This window comes from Lactococcus cremoris subsp. cremoris KW2, from assembly GCF_000468955.1.
Lineage (GTDB): Bacteria > Bacillota > Bacilli > Lactobacillales > Streptococcaceae > Lactococcus > Lactococcus cremoris.
In genome coordinates this window covers 1,950,246-1,964,010 of the sequence record NC_022369.1, presented here as the reverse complement: position 1 = coordinate 1,964,010, position 13,765 = coordinate 1,950,246, and the positions used below count along the sequence as shown (strand labels likewise).

Annotated in this window: 13 protein-coding genes; 11 read left to right on the top strand and 2 right to left on the bottom strand. The window is 35.1% G+C overall.

Features of this window, described 5'->3' with window-relative positions; genetic code table 11:
* Positions 1–107 precede the first annotated feature (107 nt).
* Complete coding sequence (uvrA, locus tag KW2_RS09335) at positions 108–2,939, top strand: excinuclease ABC subunit UvrA (RefSeq protein WP_021037787.1); 2,832 nt, start codon at positions 108–110, stop codon at positions 2,937–2,939.
* A gap of 81 nt (positions 2,940–3,020) precedes the next feature.
* The gene (locus KW2_RS09330) at positions 3,021–3,602 is read left to right on the top strand and encodes a uracil-DNA glycosylase family protein (RefSeq protein WP_021037786.1); all 582 of its coding nucleotides are present in this window, start codon (positions 3,021–3,023) and stop codon (positions 3,600–3,602) included.
* A gap of 128 nt (positions 3,603–3,730) precedes the next feature.
* On the opposite strand, the gene KW2_RS09325 is transcribed toward KW2_RS09330, so the two are convergent.
* Positions 3,731–4,315, bottom strand: coding sequence for a hypothetical protein (locus KW2_RS09325; protein WP_041168741.1), 585 nt, complete (start codon positions 4,313–4,315; stop codon positions 3,731–3,733).
* A gap of 72 nt (positions 4,316–4,387) precedes the next feature.
* Here KW2_RS09325 and KW2_RS09320 point away from each other — a divergent pair, with 72 nt between their 5' ends.
* Entirely contained in the window at positions 4,388–4,801 is a 414-nt protein-coding gene (locus KW2_RS09320) for a peptidoglycan-binding domain-containing protein (RefSeq protein ID WP_021037784.1), read from the top strand.
* 56 nt (positions 4,802–4,857) lie between these two features.
* Here the strand turns inward: KW2_RS09320 and KW2_RS09315 are convergent, their stop codons facing one another.
* Positions 4,858–5,310 (bottom strand): GNAT family N-acetyltransferase, encoded by a 453-nt coding sequence (locus KW2_RS09315; RefSeq protein ID WP_011676828.1) that lies wholly within the window; start codon positions 5,308–5,310, stop codon positions 4,858–4,860.
* 246 nt (positions 5,311–5,556) lie between these two features.
* Here KW2_RS09315 and KW2_RS09310 point away from each other — a divergent pair, with 246 nt between their 5' ends.
* From KW2_RS09310 to pepT, 8 genes are all read left to right on the top strand, one after another.
* Positions 5,557–6,126, top strand: a complete 570-nt coding sequence (locus KW2_RS09310; RefSeq protein WP_021037783.1) for an NAD-dependent epimerase/dehydratase family protein — start codon at positions 5,557–5,559, stop codon at positions 6,124–6,126.
* The gene (locus tag KW2_RS09305) at positions 6,123–6,587 is read left to right on the top strand and encodes an Rrf2 family transcriptional regulator (RefSeq protein ID WP_011676827.1); all 465 of its coding nucleotides are present in this window, start codon (positions 6,123–6,125) and stop codon (positions 6,585–6,587) included. Before KW2_RS09310 ends, KW2_RS09305 begins: the two co-directional genes overlap by 4 nt.
* A gap of 303 nt (positions 6,588–6,890) precedes the next feature.
* Positions 6,891–8,006: an AI-2E family transporter gene (locus KW2_RS09300; RefSeq protein ID WP_021037782.1), complete on the top strand. Its 1,116-nt coding sequence runs from the start codon at positions 6,891–6,893 to the stop codon at positions 8,004–8,006.
* Positions 8,007–8,125: 119 nt separating this feature from the next.
* Entirely contained in the window at positions 8,126–9,463 is a 1,338-nt protein-coding gene (locus KW2_RS09295; RefSeq protein ID WP_011676825.1) for a hemolysin family protein, read from the top strand.
* A gap of 218 nt (positions 9,464–9,681) precedes the next feature.
* The gene (gene pflA / locus KW2_RS09290) at positions 9,682–10,473 is read left to right on the top strand and encodes a pyruvate formate-lyase-activating protein (protein WP_011676824.1); all 792 of its coding nucleotides are present in this window, start codon (positions 9,682–9,684) and stop codon (positions 10,471–10,473) included.
* 200 nt (positions 10,474–10,673) lie between these two features.
* The gene (locus KW2_RS09285; RefSeq protein ID WP_021037781.1) at positions 10,674–11,618 is read left to right on the top strand and encodes a manganese-dependent inorganic pyrophosphatase; all 945 of its coding nucleotides are present in this window, start codon (positions 10,674–10,676) and stop codon (positions 11,616–11,618) included.
* Positions 11,618–12,415, top strand: coding sequence for a DUF1803 domain-containing protein (locus tag KW2_RS09280; protein ID WP_021037780.1), 798 nt, complete (start codon positions 11,618–11,620; stop codon positions 12,413–12,415). The genes KW2_RS09285 and KW2_RS09280 overlap by 1 nt, the downstream gene beginning before the upstream one ends.
* A 28-nt stretch (positions 12,416–12,443) precedes the next feature.
* Complete coding sequence (gene pepT, locus KW2_RS09275; RefSeq protein WP_011676821.1) at positions 12,444–13,685, top strand: peptidase T; 1,242 nt, start codon at positions 12,444–12,446, stop codon at positions 13,683–13,685.
* Positions 13,686–13,765 lie beyond the last annotated feature (80 nt).

The following is a 13,765-nucleotide window of genomic DNA, read 5'->3' as shown; positions in this document are numbered from 1 at the left end:
GCGTGCTAGACAGGACTAGTGAACTCTCTCTCTTAGTGAGAATGGACATCTGCAATAAAAGAAACGTGCTAACCTGTAGAGTAAAAACAAAATAAAAAGGAAGTAATATGCCACAAGATAAAATAGTAATACATGGTGCGCGTGAGCACAATTTAAAAAATATTGATGTTGAGATTCCAAGAGATAAATTAGTTGTAGTCACAGGTGTTTCAGGTTCTGGTAAATCCTCACTGGCCTTTGAAACTTTATATGCGGAAGGGCAACGCCGTTATGTTGAATCCCTGTCAGCTTATGCCAGACAGTTTTTAGGAAATATGGATAAACCAGATGTTGACTCAATAGATGGTTTGTCACCAGCGATTTCCATTGACCAAAAAACAACCTCAAAAAATCCGCGTTCAACGGTCGGAACAGTCACAGAAATTAATGATTATTTGCGTTTGCTCTATGCGCGTGTTGGAACGCCTTACTGTGTGAATGGTCATGGTAAAATTTCGGCACAATCTGTCGAAGAGATTGTTGAACAAATTCTTGAACTCCCAGAAAAAACACGTTTGCAAATCCTTGCTCCTGTCGTGCGGACTAAAAAGGGAACGCACGTTAAGATGTTTGAACGTATCCAAAAAGATGGTTATGTGCGCGTCCGCGTTGATGGTGAAGTTTACGATATTTCAGAAGTTCCAGAGCTTGATAAAAATAAAAAACATACCATTGAAATTGTCATTGACCGGATTGTCGTGAAAGAAGGTATTCGCTCACGTCTTTTTGACTCGGTAGAAGCCGCGCTTCATCAGGCCGAAGGTTATGTTATTGTTGATAAAATGGATGGCTCTGAGCTGCTTTTTAGTGAATTTTACGCTTGTCCTGTTTGTGGATTTACCGTTCCAGAATTAGAACCACGACTTTTTTCATTTAATGCACCTTTTGGTTCATGTCCAGATTGTGATGGACTAGGAGTCAAATTGGAACCAGACGTCGATTTACTAATTCCTGACACCAGTAAAACACTGCGTGAAGGGGCGATTATCTACTGGTATGGAAAAGCCTCAACTTACTACCCAGCACTTTTAGAACAAGCTATGGAGCAATTTGGCATTGATTTAGATACGCCTTGGGAAAAATTATCAGAAAAAGAGCAGCAAATCGTCCTTTATGGAAATGGCGATAAACTTTTTCATTTTCTCCACGAAGGGGATTTTGGATTACGTGACCAAGATATGACTTTTGTTGGGGTCATTCCTAATCTTTGGCGCCGTTATCGCTCGGGAATGAGTGAATCTGCCAGAGAAATGGCACGTTCGTACATGACGGAATTGACTTGTACGACTTGTCATGGTTATCGTTTGAATGACCAGGCTTTATCTGTAAAAGTCGGCGAAAAAAATATTGCCGAATTTTCAATTCTGTCAATTGGCGATACGCTTGACTATGTGGAAAGTCTTGCTTTAAGCTCAAACAACGAGATGATTGCCAAACCTATTTTGAAAGAAATTAAAGACCGCTTGGCTTTCTTGAAAAATGTTGGCTTGGACTATTTGACTTTGTCTCGTTCGAGTGGGACTTTGTCAGGTGGAGAATCCCAACGAATTCGCTTAGCAACACAGATTGGTTCTAATTTGTCAGGTGTTTTGTATATTTTGGATGAGCCATCAATCGGTTTGCACCAAAGAGATAATGATCGTTTGATTGAATCTTTGCAAAAAATGCGAGATTTAGGGAATACTTTGATTGTTGTTGAACATGATGAAGATACGATGATGGCAGCGGATTGGTTGATTGATGTTGGGCCTGGTGCAGGCGATTTGGGTGGTGAGATTATTGCTTCTGGCACACCAAAACAAGTCATGAAAAATAAAAAATCACTGACAGGACAATATTTATCAGGAACAAGAGCCATTCCAGTTCCTGAAAAACGTCGGACCATTGATAAGAAAAAGATGGTCAAGATTACAGGTGCAAGTGAAAATAATTTGCAAAATCTTGATGCTGAGTTCCCAATGGGCGTCATGACTGCTGTGACTGGTGTTTCTGGTTCGGGTAAATCAACTTTGGTCAACAGTATTTTGAAAAAATCATTGGCTCAAAAATTGAATCATAATTCAGAAAAACCGGGTAAACATAAAAAAATTACAGGTTATGAAGGAATTGAGCGTTTGATTGATATTGACCAAAGTCCAATTGGTCGTACACCGCGCTCAAATCCAGCAACATATACCAGTGTTTTTGATGATATTCGTGATTTATTTGCCAATACCAATGAGGCAAAAATTCGTGGATATAAAAAAGGACGTTTTTCATTCAATGTCAAAGGTGGACGTTGTGAAGCCTGTTCTGGCGATGGAATTATCAAGATTGAAATGCACTTTTTACCAGATGTTTATGTGCCTTGTGAAGTTTGCCATGGTAGACGTTATAATTCGGAAACTTTGGAAGTTCATTATAAAGGGAAAAATATTTCGGAAGTGCTTGATATGCGCGTGTCTGACGGACTCGAATTCTTCCGTCATATTCCAAAAATCGAGCGGAAATTGCAAACCATTGTCGACGTTGGTTTGGGCTATGTGACGCTTGGTCAACCAGCAACGACCTTGTCAGGTGGAGAAGCACAACGGATGAAATTGGCTTCTGAATTGCAAAAACGCTCTAATGGTAAAGCTTTTTATATTTTGGATGAGCCAACAACTGGTTTGCACAGCGAAGATATTGCGACATTGATTCAGGTTTTAGACCGTCTGGTTGAACAGGGAAATACGATTGTGGTCATTGAGCACAATTTGGACGTCATTAAAACGGCAGATTATATCATTGATTTAGGACCAGAAGGTGGAGCTGGCGGCGGAACAATTCTTGCCAAGGGTACGCCTGAGGAAGTAGCCAAAGTTACTGACAGCTATACTGGTCAGTATCTTAAAGCAAAATTAGAAAAAGCAAAAGGATGAGAATACTAAGAAATTTTTGTCAGTAAATATAATCAAACAAGCGTAATCTATAAATTTAGATTACGCTTTTAAGGAAAGAAAATGGATAAATTAAAAGAAATTTTTGAAGCCATCAAAGCAGATCCGCAAAATATAAATTACACAAAGGAAGGAATTGAACCACTTTATTCTGTTCATAAAGAAGCCAAAATTTGTATCATAGGACAAGCACCGGGCATTAGAGCGCAGGAATCACGCCTCTTTTGGAACGATCCATCAGGAGAACGTTTGCGTGACTGGCTAGGAATTGACCGAGAAACATTTTATCAATCGAATAAAATTTCAATTTTACCCTTAGATTTTTATTTTCCAGGAAAAGGAAAATCAGGGGATTTGCCCCCTCGAAAAGGTTTTGCCGAAAAATGGCATAAACCACTTTTGCAACAAATGCCAGAAATTGAACTTTTTGTTTTGGTTGGATCTTATGCGATAAAATACTATTTAAATCTAAAATCGTCAGCAAAAACAACAGAAGTGATTCGTGATTTTGAAAAATATCTGCCAAAATATTTTCCACTTATTCACCCTAGTCCAAGAAATAACATTTGGCTAGCCAAAAATCCTTGGTTTGAGCCCCAACTTGTACCAGAACTTCAAATAAGAATTGCACAATTAATGAAATAAATTATAAATATATAAACAGTAATAAAAAAGTTACTAACAGGGCTGTTAGTAACTTTTTTTTATATGACTGCCTCTTTAATCCGTGGATAAATTTTCCTGATTATGGTTAGAATTTATGATTGAATATTTTATGCAACCTTAAAGATTTTTTGAAATTCTGTTTCTGCTAATTCATATAAGCAATAATTTAGATGATAATGGTCTAAAAAATGATAAATATTAACAGATTCAAGCACATCAAAGTAGCTAATATAATCAACAATATAGTCGTGCATTTCTTTTTTGTTAATAGTAACTTTTATTTCATCTTCAAATATCTCGGTAATAGCTTCATGCATTTCAGAATATTCTTTGCTAATGATTGAGTAAGCTAATTCAAATGGGGCATCCGTTATATCAACAAATACATTAAAATATTCATAAGTCCCTCCATTAGCTTCAAATATTTCCCAGAGAAGAAGTGCTTCATGATTTGCTCTCACTTCTTGAGGATTTATTGCGTCAAAATATTCTCGACGATGATTATCTTTATTAAGGATATGAATGAGTTCATGAGCTATTTCAAAAGGAGAGGCCTCCTTAAAGTTATAAATCTTTAACTTTTTATCAACATTAACTGCTGCGGGGATTGGCAAAATATCCACAGCAAAAATCTCAAATCCACATTTTTCAATTTCTCTGAGGAGATATTCTAAAAGCTCCTGTCTGCCCATAGAAAATCCATTATCTTCTAAACGTTTTCCCATACTCACAACGGAATTGTGGTTGATATAAATGATGCATACATGAGCACTCGCCTCCCACATCATTTTTACCGAATTGTTGGTTCAGGCTCAGTAAATACTGACAACAAAACTCAAATGGTTACATTAAATGTTGACGGACAGTTTGGAAATGCGACCGCTAAACGGCTACAAGAATACTTTGATACAGCCGGAAAAGACGGAGTAATTAGCCATCAGTACAAACAGACCTTTAATCAAAATATTTCTGCAGCGCAATTTGATTCATCACTGACAGGTTCAAACGTGGTCAAAGCATTGCAAAGATTCTTAGGCATTGAACAAGACGGACTATTTGGCCAAGCTACAATTAAAGCTTTGCAAAAACATCTTGGAACAACACAAGATGGAATGATTAGTTCGGTTTCTGACTCTGTGAAAGAACTTCAAAGAGCTTTGAATGGGAATAAGATATAAAATAAAAGCCTGACTTTAGTCAGGTTTTTATTATTTGTTAATTAAGAAAATATAAACTATTGGTCACTAAAATCAGTTCTTTCCATCTGAATATGCTGAATCCCTGCTTCTTCAAAAATTTGTCCAACTTCATTAAAATGAAATTTACTATACAAACCTCGTGCAGAAAGTTGCGCATGAAGTTCTAATTTATTTAGCTTAGTTTCTTTGGCAAATTCAATCAGGCGGTCAATCAAAATTGCTGCATAACCATGTCCTCGGGCTTCTTTTAAAATTGCCATTCGTTGAACCAATGCTGTCTTTTCATCCAAATCAGTAAGTAAGCGAACAGTCCCCTTGGCAACTCCTTCATCATAAAGGACAAAATGAACAGCAGAAGCTTCCTCAAGGGCATTACCAACCTCAAGTTCATAAGGGACGCCTTGCTCTTTGACAAAAACTTGATTGCGAATTCGTAAAGCATCAAAATAAATATCGGACATCGTGTCACGAGTCACTCTAATTTCCATAAGTTCTCCTAAAGATTAGTTTACATAAAAGCCTTGGATTTATTATAAAGCTTTCTACAGATACTTGCAAGTGTTGGAATTACTACATCTGATAGTTTAGGATTATATTGTATGTGCTGCATAGAGCCTAGTTTTAAGAAGAATAAAATATTTTACAAAATTTCTGATTAAAATCCTTGACATATTCCATCTTTAGATATAAAATATCCATAGATTAAATAAATCTACGAATTGTAAGGAGAAATGATGAATATTGTTTTATTAGGCGGAAATGGCTATATAGGAAGACATCTTACAGAAATGTGGATAAATAAGAATAATGATATTAAAATCTACACAATTTCAAGAAGTGGTAAAAATAAGTTTGAGCATCCTAATGTGGTCAACATCAAAGCAGATGTAAATGATTTTGAAAAATTGGAAAAACTCTTACCACAAGAGGTTGACTTCATTATAAATTTAATTGGAGCACCAGAAAAAGATGAACTTAAATCAAGAGAGATAAATGATCAACCAGCAGAAGTAATGCTAAAAATTGCTCAAATAAAAAAAGTTAAGGCCATGGGCATGATAGGAGGAAAACTTGGACCTAAATATTTTTTGAATACAAAAGCGAAATTAATTAATATGTTGAGAGAATCTGAGATACCTGTAGTTGTCGTCGAACCTACTTTAGTTTATGGAGGAGATAGGAGAGATAGACTATCAAAATTGGTTCCCTTATTCAATATTTTGGGAGTTTTTTCTAAAAATATAAAACCTATCAGAGTAGAAAAAGTTGTAAAAGAAATGATTGAGGGATTGGAAAATAAATGAAACTGTCCAAACATTTAGAGGAAGCCGTTTATGTTTTACTAATTTTAGCGACTCAAAAAGACCAACAAGCCTTGAAAAGTAAAACGCTCAGCAAATTATTGGAAGTTTCCGACTCCTCTCTAAAAAAAGTATTAAGGCAATTAGTGGTAAATAATTTAATAGAGTCTACAGCAAGTAAGGATGGTGGCTTTAAACTAAAAAAAAGAATAAATGAAATTTCGTTAAAGGACGTAATGGCTGCAGTAGAGGGGGAAGAATTCATTAGTGCTGACCTTAGTCATATCGGGCAGCGCATCTTTCCAAATAAAGCACACACACTTGAGAGTGAGAGTCTAGTGATTGAAACTTTAACTAAAGCTCAAAATCTTTATGCACTAGAATTAGAGAAATTAAAGCTTAGTGATTTATTGTTAGCCGAAGCGATGGATAATAAGACTTTAGACTGGCTAAAAAGAGAATGAGTTCTCTTTTTAGCCGTAGCAAAACACCTTGTAGGTGTTTTTTTATATTTATAGACTTTACAAACGCCAGTAGATTTTATCTATGCTTTTTTAGAGGGAACTTTTGAATGTGAAAGGCGCTAAAAGAATAATATTTAGATGACTTGTTTTTTGTTTGAAGGCTAACCTAGCGCGGTAAATCAGTTTATGGTATTATAGATAGTATTAGGGATATAAGCCTAGGGTTCTTTCAATAAAACTCACTTGACTTAAAATAATGATTTATTTTGAGAAAGATAAAAATAAATTAAATAAAGGAAATCTATGTTCAAAAAAAGTAAATTATTCTTCTGGACAGTTGAAATATTAGCCGTTACTTTGCTAATTTTTCTATTGACTCAGATTCAATTTGTATTTCAGCCCATAAAGACGTTACTGACGCTCTTATTTGTTCCGTTTATTATTGCAGGTTTTTTATATTATGTCTTCAATCCGGTTGTTACTTTTATGGAAGAAAAGCTAAAAATAAAAAAAGTATTTGGAATTTTCATTGTTCTTATACTTATTTTAGGAATGATTATTTTTGCAGTTGCATCAGTCATTCCAAGTTTAATTACACAGCTGACAAGTTTGATTAATGCCACTGGGAAAGCTTATCCTCAGATTCGAACATGGATAGAAGGACTTCAACATAACCCAAGATTCTCGCATATTTATGAACAACTTGATATTAAGAGCCTTGTTGAAAGACTAAATCTTTCTTATACTGATATTTTGCATAATCTTTTAAACAGTATTACGATAAGTGTTGGAAGTATTGTAAGTATTATCACGAGCATTATCATGGTAATGATTTTAGTTCCAATTCTTCTTTACTACATGCTCAAAGATGGTGAAAAAATTATTCCATTCTTGAAAGAAAATGTACTGACAGAAGATAAACTTAATATCTTTGAACTTTTGGAAAATATGAATCATACGATTTCTCGTTATATTTCTGGAGTTGCGCTTGATGCTTTATTGGTCTTCATTGTCGTTTTCGTCGGTTATATGGTTTTGGGAATTCCTTATGCTTTCCTTTTTGCACTCTTTGCGGGTGTTACTAACCTTATTCCTTATGCGGGACCATATATCGGGGTTTTACCAATGGTTGTAACGGTTGCTTTTAATCGTCCAATTACAGCCCTAATTGCGGTAATCTATGTTCTCGTCTTACAACAACTTGATGGAAATTTGGTTTATCCTAAAATTGTTGGTTCTGCCGTTAAAGTGCATCCAGTTACAGTTATGATTTTGATGTTAATTTCAGGAAGCTTATACGGAATTCTTGGAATGATTATTGCTGTTCCGGCCTATTGTTTGGTCAAAGAAATTGTAAAATTTGCCAATAGTCTTTATAATAACCATAAAGCCGAACAAAGAAAAATTATTTCAAAATGAGAACAAAAATATGATATAATAATTCTATCTAAAATGTTAACTCTTATTTTCTTAAATTCGAGCTAACTAAGTTTTAAGTGTTAAAATAAACACTATAATATCTTTTTCAAGGAGCACTAATGTCAAACCCTGATCCCGAGAGTGTATCGATACTCTTGCAGATTCTTTTACTAATTTTTTTAACAGCTTTAAATGCCTTCTTCTCAGCCAGTGAGATGGCCATGGTCAGTCTCAGCCGGACAAAAGTAGAGCAAAAGGCCAGCGAAGGTGATAAGAAATATATCAACCTTGTTAATATTCTTAATCAACCAAGTAATTTCCTCTCGACAATTCAGATTGGGATTACTCTGATTAACATTTTAGCGGGGGCTAGTTTGGCCGAAGCTTTGTCATCTCGCCTAGCACCATTATTAGGTGGAACGGCACTGGCTAAAACTTTATCTCAAATTATTGTTTTAGCTATTTTGACTTATGTTTCACTCGTATTTGGTGAACTTTATCCTAAACGAATTGCCCAAAACCTCAAAGAAAAAATGGCCCTACGGGTCGCACCACCAATCCAATTTTTAGGAAAAGTGATGAAACCTTTTGTTTGGTTTTTAGCAAGTTCAACCAACGTCTTGAGTCGTTTGACACCAATGAAATTTGATGATTTGGATGAAAGTATGACTCGTGATGAAATTGAGTATTTACTTAATACCAACGATGAAGCACTTGATGATAATGAACGTGAGATGATTACTGGTGTATTCAGTTTGGATGAATTGGTGGCGCGTGAAATTATGGTTCCAAGAACTGACGCCTTCATGATCGATATTAATGACGACTCACGTGAAAATATTACAGCTATTCTGAACGAAACTTATTCACGAGTTCCAGTTTATGATGATGACAAAGATAATATTCTAGGGATTCTACATGTTAAAAAACTTTTGAGATATAGTTTTGAGCATGGTTTTGATGATATTGACCTACGGGAAATTCTTCAAGAACCATTGTTTGTCCCTGAAACAATCTTCGTTGACGATTTGATGCGTCAAATGCGCAAAACCCAAAATCAAATGGCAGTATTGCTAAATGAATATGGTGGCGTTGAAGGTGTAGTAACATTGGAAGATTTACTAGAAGAAATCGTCGGTGAAATTGATGACGAAACAGATATTGCCGAAGAAGAAGTTTTCAAAATTGGCGAAAACCTCTATGTCGTGCAAGGGAAAATGACTCTAAACGACTTCAATGAAGAATTTGATACTCATCTTGAAAGTAATGACGTAGATACCATTGCGGGTTACTTCTTGGCAACGACTGGGAAAATTCCGGCCAAAGGACAACAAATTGTTTGCAAAGTTGATAATGAGGAAGATCATTTTTCACTGACAAGTTTAGAAGTTTCTGGAAAACGTGTGGTTAAACTTCGTGTTGAATTTGACGTTGAACCAGAAGAAACAGAAATTTAAAAAAATACTGACAGAAATTCTGTCAGTATTTTTATTTAATCAAAAAGCTTTAATTAGTTAAACCCTTACATTTATTGACTGACCGAGCTTAATTTGCTAAGAGAAAGTTACTGACAGAGCCGTTAGTAGGATATTTTACTGACAGAATTTAATTTGATAAAATCAGCGAATTGCGGTATGATAGTGGTGTGAAATAGTGTTTGAAATTGGAGAAAATGATGTCAGAAAATATAGATGAACTAAAAAAAGTGACCGGACTGATTCATTCAACTGAATCATTTGGTTCTGTTGATGGGCCTGGTGTAAGATTTATTATCTTTATGCAAGGTTGTCGGATGCGTTGTAAGTATTGTCATAACCCTGATACTTGGGCTTTGAAATCGGATAAAGCCACAAAACGGACTGTAGAAGATGTCATGGATGAGGCGCTTCGCTTTAGGGGATTCTGGGGAGAAAAAGGGGGAATTACTGTTTCCGGTGGTGAAGCCCTTCTTCAAATTGACTTCGTTTTGGCTCTTTTTAAATATGCAAAATCTCTTGGTATTCATACAACGCTTGATACAGCAGCTCAACCTTATTTGACTGACAAATATGTGACTGGAAAAATTGATGAATTATTAGATTATACTGATTTGGTCTTGTTGGACATCAAAGAAATCAATCCAGAACGTCATAAAGAACTGACAGCTAACAAAAATGACAATATTTTGGCTTTTGCTCAATATTTATCAGACCGTGGCAATGCCATGTGGGTTCGTCATGTTCTTGTCCCTGGTGAAAGTGATTTTGATGAAGATTTGGTACAATTGGGTGAATTTGTTAAGACTTTGAAAAATGTTTTGAAATTTGAAATTTTACCCTACCATACAATGGGTGAATTTAAATGGCGTGAATTAGGTTGGAAATATCCACTTGAAGGGGTTAAACCGCCAACGAAAGACCGTGTTCATAATGCTAAAGAAATCATGAATACAGAGTCTTATCAAGACTATTTAGAACGAATAAAATAAAAAATAAAATGGATTTGAAAATATTTCAAATCCATTTTTTGTTATAACCGAACAAATAAGCAGAAAGAGACTTAAATGAAAATGAAAGTGTGCTTAATCAGTCAATTTTTGATATAATTTAAGAGATGATAAGCTCACTCTATTTTATAGAAAAATGAAAGAAGAGTGAGAGATAAAAATTTTTAAATTGAGGTAAAAAAATGTCTGATAAAATACTTGTTTTTGGTCACCAAAAACCTGATACTGACGCTATTGGTTCATCATACGGTTTCTCATACTTGAGCAATCACCGTCCAAATGGTGCCCTTAATACTGAGGTTGTTGCTCTTGGGACTCCCAATGAAGAAACACAATTTGTCTTGGATTACTTTGGAGTAAAAGCTCCACGCGTTGTAAAATCAGCCAAAGAAGAAGGTGTGGATACAGTAATTTTAACTGACCACAATGAATTCCAACAATCAATTTCTGATATTGAAGACCTAACAATTTATGGTGTGGTTGACCATCATCGTGTAGCTAACTTTAATACAGCAGCACCTTTATTTATGACTGTTGAACCTGTTGGTTCTGCATCATCAATTGTTTACCGTAAATTCCTTGAAGCTAATGTTGAAGTTCCTAAAGAGGTTGCAGGACTTTTACTTTCAGGTTTGATTTCTGACACTTTGCTCTTGAAATCACCAACGACTCACGTAACAGACCATAAGGTAGCTAAAGAACTTGCTGAAATTGCTGGTGTAAATCTTGAAGAATACGGTCTGTCAATGCTTAAAGCTGGAACAAATTTGTCAACTAAATCAGCAGAAGAATTGATTGATATTGATGCTAAAACTTTTGAATTGAATGGTTCAAGCGTACGTATTGCACAAGTTAATACAGTTGATATTCCAGAAGTTTTGGAACGTCTTTCAGATATTAAAGTAGCAATTAAAGCTTCAATGAACGCAAATGGATATGATGATTTTGTCTTTATGATTACGGATATTGTTAACTCAAACTCTGAAATCATTGCATTGGGCGCACACCCAGAAAAATCAGAAGCGGCCTTCAATTTTACACTTACTGATGACCATGCTTTCCTTGCGGGAGCTGTTTCACGTAAAAAGCAAGTTGTTCCACAATTGACTGAAAGCTTTAATAAATAATGACTATTAAAATCTATAATGAAAATCGGCTGACAGGTCAGCCCTTTTTTAAAGATTTGATAGAATATTTAGCAGAACATGATGAAGTCATGCTAAGACAGATTCATAAAGATTTTGCTGACGTAAAAAATATGGACCGGCAGATTGATTCATTCATTGCTGCTGGCCTAATCTTACGTTCGGATAAGCGTTATTCACTTGGTTTTCATATTTTTAAAGACAGCGATTTTGACTGGAAAAGAATAGAGGATAAAAAGGCTGAACCGCAGAGAAATATCTATGAACAGCCGATTTTTATTGAAGAAAATTCACGGATTGAGAAGTTATTGCAAGAAAGCAATTGCTATCCCAGATTAACTAATCAAACGAATCAAGTTATATTGAATTTTGTGACATCTTTTTCTTACAAGGAATATCCAGAAAATACAAAAGTTACACCAACACTCGCCAATTATTTTAATAAAGTAGCGAGTAATCTCCCTTTAACAGCATTTGAAAAAGAAATTTATCAAATGATTGGAGATGTGGACCCTGAGTATGCATTAAAATATATGACGACTTTTCTCTTGAAATTCATGCGTAAAGACATCGTCAAAAATAAAAGTGATATTTTTGTCAATGTACTTGAAAAATATAATTATATTGAAAAGATTTCTGAAAAAGAATATAAATGTCTTTTGGAGTTTTCAGAACAAGTGATTCCAGAGCAAAAATATGATGATGCTAAATCTTTTATTATTGCTCAAATTCAACAAACCACAGCTATTGAGCCTTTTATCTCATTGGGAGACAAATAGGTGATTAGAATAAATTAAAGGAGAACCAATGAAGTACGAAAAACTGTTACCACGTTTTCTTGAATATGTTAAAGTAAACACACGTTCAGATGAAAATAGCACAACAACACCTTCAACACAAGCGCTTGTAGAATTTGCCCACAAAATGGGTGAAGATATGAAAGCTCTTGGGCTCAAAGATGTTCATTATCTTGAATCAAATGGTTATGTTATCGGGACAATTCCTGCAAACACAGATAAAAAAGTGCGTAAAATTGGACTTTTAGCTCACTTGGATACCGCTGATTTTAATGCAGAAGGAGTTAATCCACAAATTTTGGAAAATTATGATGGGGAGTCTGTGATTCAACTTGGGGATACTGAGTTTACACTTGATCCAAAAGATTTTCCAAATCTTAAAAACTACAAAGGGCAAACATTGGTTCATACTGATGGAACAACTTTGCTTGGCTCAGATGACAAATCTGGTGTCGCTGAAATCATGACTTTGGCTGATTACCTCTTGAACATTAATCCTGATTTTGAACATGGCGAAATTCGAGTTGGATTTGGTCCTGATGAAGAAATTGGTGTAGGTGCTGATAAGTTTGACGTTGCTGACTTTGATGTTGACTTTGCTTACACTGTAGATGGTGGACCACTTGGAGAACTTCAATATGAAACTTTCTCAGCAGCTGGTGCAGTGATTGAATTCCAAGGTAAAAACGTTCACCCTGGTACAGCAAAAAATATGATGGTTAACGCTTTGCAATTGGCAATTGACTATCATAATGCACTTCCAGAATTTGACCGTCCTGAAAAAACAGAAGGTCGTGAAGGATTCTTCCATCTTTTGAAACTTGATGGTACACCAGAAGAAGCAAGAGCTCAATATATTATTCGTGACCATGAAGAAGGCAAATTCAACGAACGTAAAGCTTTGATGCAAGAGATTGCAGATAAAATGAATGCTGAACTTGGTCAAAACCGTGTAAAACCAGTTATTAAAGATCAATACTACAATATGGCTCAAATCATTGAAAAAGATATGTCAATTATTGATATTGCCAAAAAAGCAATGGAAAATCTTGATATTGCCCCAATTATTGAACCAATCCGTGGTGGGACTGATGGATCTAAAATTTCGTTTATGGGACTTCCAACACCAAACCTTTTTGCTGGTGGAGAAAACATGCACGGACGTTTTGAATTTGTTTCTGTACAAACAATGGAAAAAGCAGTAGATACTTTGCTTGAAATTATCCGTTTGAATAATGAAGTAGCAAAATAAAAGAAAAAATAGAGTTATTATTTTTAAGGACTCGATAATAAAAGAACAAGTCGCCCAAGAAGGTTTTTATTAAAAAATCT

What these genes read in the sequence shown, in the direction of transcription:
- KW2_RS09300 (WP_021037782.1), top strand. Translation starts at nt 6,891, where the DNA reads ATGTTCAAAAAAAGTAAATTATTCTTCTGGACAGTTGAAATATTAGCC.
- KW2_RS09310 (WP_021037783.1), top strand. Translation starts at nt 5,557, where the DNA reads ATGAATATTGTTTTATTAGGCGGAAATGGCTATATAGGAAGACATCTT.
- KW2_RS09280 (WP_021037780.1), top strand. Translation starts at nt 11,618, where the DNA reads ATGACTATTAAAATCTATAATGAAAATCGGCTGACAGGTCAGCCCTTT.
- KW2_RS09330 (WP_021037786.1), top strand. Translation starts at nt 3,021, where the DNA reads ATGGATAAATTAAAAGAAATTTTTGAAGCCATCAAAGCAGATCCGCAA.
- KW2_RS09320 (WP_021037784.1), top strand. Translation starts at nt 4,388, where the DNA reads ATGAGCACTCGCCTCCCACATCATTTTTACCGAATTGTTGGTTCAGGC.
- KW2_RS09305 (WP_011676827.1), top strand. Translation starts at nt 6,123, where the DNA reads ATGAAACTGTCCAAACATTTAGAGGAAGCCGTTTATGTTTTACTAATT.
- KW2_RS09295 (WP_011676825.1), top strand. Translation starts at nt 8,126, where the DNA reads ATGTCAAACCCTGATCCCGAGAGTGTATCGATACTCTTGCAGATTCTT.
- pepT (WP_011676821.1), top strand. Translation starts at nt 12,444, where the DNA reads ATGAAGTACGAAAAACTGTTACCACGTTTTCTTGAATATGTTAAAGTA.
- pflA (WP_011676824.1), top strand. Translation starts at nt 9,682, where the DNA reads ATGTCAGAAAATATAGATGAACTAAAAAAAGTGACCGGACTGATTCAT.
- KW2_RS09315 (WP_011676828.1), bottom strand. Translation starts at nt 5,310, where the DNA reads ATGGAAATTAGAGTGACTCGTGACACGATGTCCGATATTTATTTTGAT.
- uvrA (WP_021037787.1), top strand. Translation starts at nt 108, where the DNA reads ATGCCACAAGATAAAATAGTAATACATGGTGCGCGTGAGCACAATTTA.
- KW2_RS09325 (WP_041168741.1), bottom strand. Translation starts at nt 4,315, where the DNA reads ATGGGCAGACAGGAGCTTTTAGAATATCTCCTCAGAGAAATTGAAAAA.
- KW2_RS09285 (WP_021037781.1), top strand. Translation starts at nt 10,674, where the DNA reads ATGTCTGATAAAATACTTGTTTTTGGTCACCAAAAACCTGATACTGAC.